Source organism: Cellulosimicrobium cellulans (assembly GCF_001722485.1).
Taxonomy (GTDB): Bacteria; Actinomycetota; Actinomycetes; order Actinomycetales; family Cellulomonadaceae; genus Cellulosimicrobium; species Cellulosimicrobium cellulans_A.
This window is the reverse complement of record NZ_LWGL01000255.1, coordinates 1-2,908: the sequence shown is the minus strand read 5'-3', so window position 1 is coordinate 2,908 and position 2,908 is coordinate 1. Positions and strand designations below refer to the sequence as shown.

4 protein-coding genes are annotated in these 2,908 nt (G+C 77.2%); 1 reads left to right on the top strand and 3 read right to left on the bottom strand.

The window, feature by feature from the left end:
* A partial coding sequence (locus JZ5iCDA_RS18100; protein ID WP_139123190.1) for a zf-HC2 domain-containing protein occupies positions 1 to 144 on the bottom strand: 144 nt, incomplete at its 3' end.
* Entirely contained in the window at positions 141 to 749 is a 609-nt protein-coding gene (gene sigE / locus JZ5iCDA_RS16600) for an RNA polymerase sigma factor SigE (RefSeq protein ID WP_290438823.1), read from the bottom strand. The genes JZ5iCDA_RS18100 and sigE, both read right to left, overlap by 4 nt.
* A gap of 242 nt (positions 750 to 991) precedes the next feature.
* Between sigE and JZ5iCDA_RS16595 the strand changes: the two genes are divergently transcribed.
* Positions 992 to 1,645 (top strand): O-methyltransferase, encoded by a 654-nt coding sequence (locus JZ5iCDA_RS16595; protein WP_171905414.1) that lies wholly within the window; start codon positions 992 to 994, stop codon positions 1,643 to 1,645.
* A gap of 42 nt (positions 1,646 to 1,687) precedes the next feature.
* Here the strand turns inward: JZ5iCDA_RS16595 and JZ5iCDA_RS16590 are convergent.
* Positions 1,688 to 2,908, bottom strand: a 1,221-nt coding sequence (locus JZ5iCDA_RS16590; protein ID WP_069388133.1) for a leucyl aminopeptidase family protein, incomplete at its 5' end; no start/stop codon positions are given.

Sequence of the window (2,908 nt, the reverse complement as noted above, 5' to 3'; positions counted from 1 at the left end):
CCGCGCGCGCCGCTCGGCGCGCGCGGCCGCGAGCTCTTCGGCGCACGCCCGGCAGCCGGCGACGTGCTCGAGGACGCGCTCGCCCTCCGCGGGCGAGAGCTGGCCGTCGACGAGCGCGGAGAGCCGGGAGCCGAGGTGCGTCACGCGACCTCCTGCGGGGCGAGGTCGCCGGTGACGGGGCGCTCGGCCGGGTCCCGGTGCGGGAGCGCGGCGCGCAGCTGCGAGCGCGCGCGGTGGATGCGGGACCGGACCGTGCCGAGCTTGATCCCGAGCGTGACCGCGATCTCCTCGTACGACAGTCCCTCGATGTCGCACAGGACCACGGCGGCGCGGTACTCCGGCGACAGGGCGTCGAGCGCGCGCTGCACGTCGCGGTCGAGGTTGGCGTGCTCGTAGCCGCGCTCCGGCTCGGCGAGGTCGCCGCGCGCCGGGTAGAGGGCGTCGTCGTCCCCCATCGACTCCATGCGGATGCGCTGCTTGCGCCGCACCTGGTCGAGGAACAGGTTCGTCGTGATGCGGTGCAGCCAGCCCTCGAACGTCCCGGGCGTGTAGCCGGAGAGCGAGCGGAAGACCCGGACGAACGTCTCCTGCGTGAGGTCCTCGGCGTCGTGCCGGTCTCCCGTGAGGCGGTACGCGAGCCGGTAGACGCGCGCCGAGTGCTCGCGGACGATCTCGTCCCACGACGGCGCGACCCACGCCGTGGTCTCGTCCTGCGTGCCGGTCGGGGTCGTCGGCCGTCTGTCGCTCACACCGTCCATCGTCCCAGACCAACGCCCGTCGTCCGCGCCGTGTTCCCCGGCCCGGCGCCGGACGTCCTCCGCACGTCCACGTGCCCTGCACACCGGCGCGGCGCGCCGCGGCCGAGCACGCCCTCGTCCGCGCCGTCGTGGGCGGGTGCGGGTACGATCCGGAGCATCCGGCGCCCCGCGCCGGGCCCGCGCGCCGACGGCGCGGCGGGTGCAGGACAACGAGCAGCACCCCGGAGGCTCCGATCACCAGCGACGTCGGCACGAACCGCAGCGCCAAGGCCGCCGGCTGGGTGTACTGCGAGGACTTCGTCCCCGAGGACGAGGTGCTGCTGCGTGCCCGCGACCGCGCCGCGGAGCTCGGCTGCCCGGCGATCCTGCCGGGTGCGGGCGCGGTGCTGCGCGTCCTCGCCGCGGCGCTCGCCGCCCGGTCGGTCGTGGAGATCGGCACGGGCACCGGCGTCGCGTCGCTCTGGCTCCTGCGGGGCATGCCGACGGACGGCGTCCTGACGACCATCGACGTCGAGGTGGAGCACCAGCGTGCGGCGAAGCAGGCGTTCGCCGAGGAGGGCGTCCCGCCCACGCGCACCAGGACCATCCCGGGTCGCGCGAGCGACGTGCTCCCCCGCCTCACCGACGGCGCCTACGACCTCGTGCTCGTCGGCGCGGACGAGCTCGGCTACCCCGAGTACGTCGAGCAGGGCCTGCGGCTCCTGCGGCCGGGCGGCGTGCTCGCCGTCGACGGGGCGCTGCACCAGGACCGCGTCGCCGACCCGGCGCGCCGCGACGAGGTGACGACCGTCGTGCGGGAGGTCGGCCGCAGGCTGCGGACCGACGAGCGCGTCCTGCCCGCGCTGCTGCCCAGCGGCGACGGGCTCCTCCTGGCCGTCCGCCGCTGAGTCGCGGCCGCCGGCGGCCCCCGGCCGGCGGACGCCCTGCGGTCAGAGCGCGTCGAGCGCCGCGAGCAGCAGCCGCGCGCCGTAGCCGGTCGCGCCCTCGACGACCTCGTCCCGCTCCGCCGTGGACCGGGCCGGGCCCGCGACGTCGAGGTGCGCCCACGGCACCCCGTCGACGAACTCGCGCAGGAAGAGCGCGGCGGTGATCGAGCCGCCGCCCGGGTTCTCGAGCGGGACGTGGCGCAGGTCGGCGACGTCCGAGCGCAGCGCCGTGACGTAGTCCTCGACGAGCGGCATGCGCCACACGGCCTCACCGGTCGCGCCGGCCGCGTCCTCGATCGCGGCCGCGACCGCGTCGTCCGTCGCGTACAGCGCGCCGTGCCCGCGACCGAGGCCGAGGGTCGCCGCGCCGGTGAGGGTCGCGACGTCGACGAGGACGTCGGGTGCCAGGTGGCGCACGGCGAAGCCGAGGGCGTCGGCCAGGACGAGCCGCCCCTCGGCGTCCGTGTTCGCCACCTCCACCGTGCGGCCCGAGTACGTGCGCAGCACGTCGCCCGGGCGGTAGGACGCGGCGCCGACGTGGTTCTCGGCGAGCGGCAGCACCGCGGTCACGCGCCGGGCGACGCGCGCCTGTGCGGCGCTGAGCACGACCGCGAGGGCGACGGCGGCGCCGGCCATGTCCGTCTTCATCGGGACCATGGCCTCGCGCGGCTTGATCGACAGGCCGCCGGTGTCGTACGTGATGCCCTTGCCGACCAGGACGACGTGCCGCTCGTCCGCCGTGCGGCCCGTGCGCGTCGCGTCCGGGACGACGCCGTGGTCGCGCGGGTCGTACGTCACCGTCACGAGGCGTGGCGGTCGCGCCGAGCCGGCGCCGACGGCGAGCAGCGCGCCGAAGCCCTCGGCCGCGAGCTCGCGCGGGCCGCGCACCGCGACCTCGAGCCCCTGGTCCTGCGCGAGCCTCCGCGCACGGTCCGCGAACCACTCGGGCCCCTTGACGTCCGCGGGCGTGTTCGCGAGGTCGCGCACGAGCCAGGTCGCGTGCGCCCGACGACGGGCCGCCTCGATCGCGGGCTCGGGGTCCGGGCGTCCCTCCGGGGTGAGCAGGACGAGCTGCTCGGCCGGCGCGTCGGCCGCGCGGCCGGCGTCCGCCGACCCGCCGCGACGTGCCTGCCGGTAGGCGGCCAGCAGGTAGCCCTCGACGAACGCGTGCACGCCCTCCGCGCCGGCGTCCGCCGTCGCGGCGCTGACCACGCGCTCGAGCCC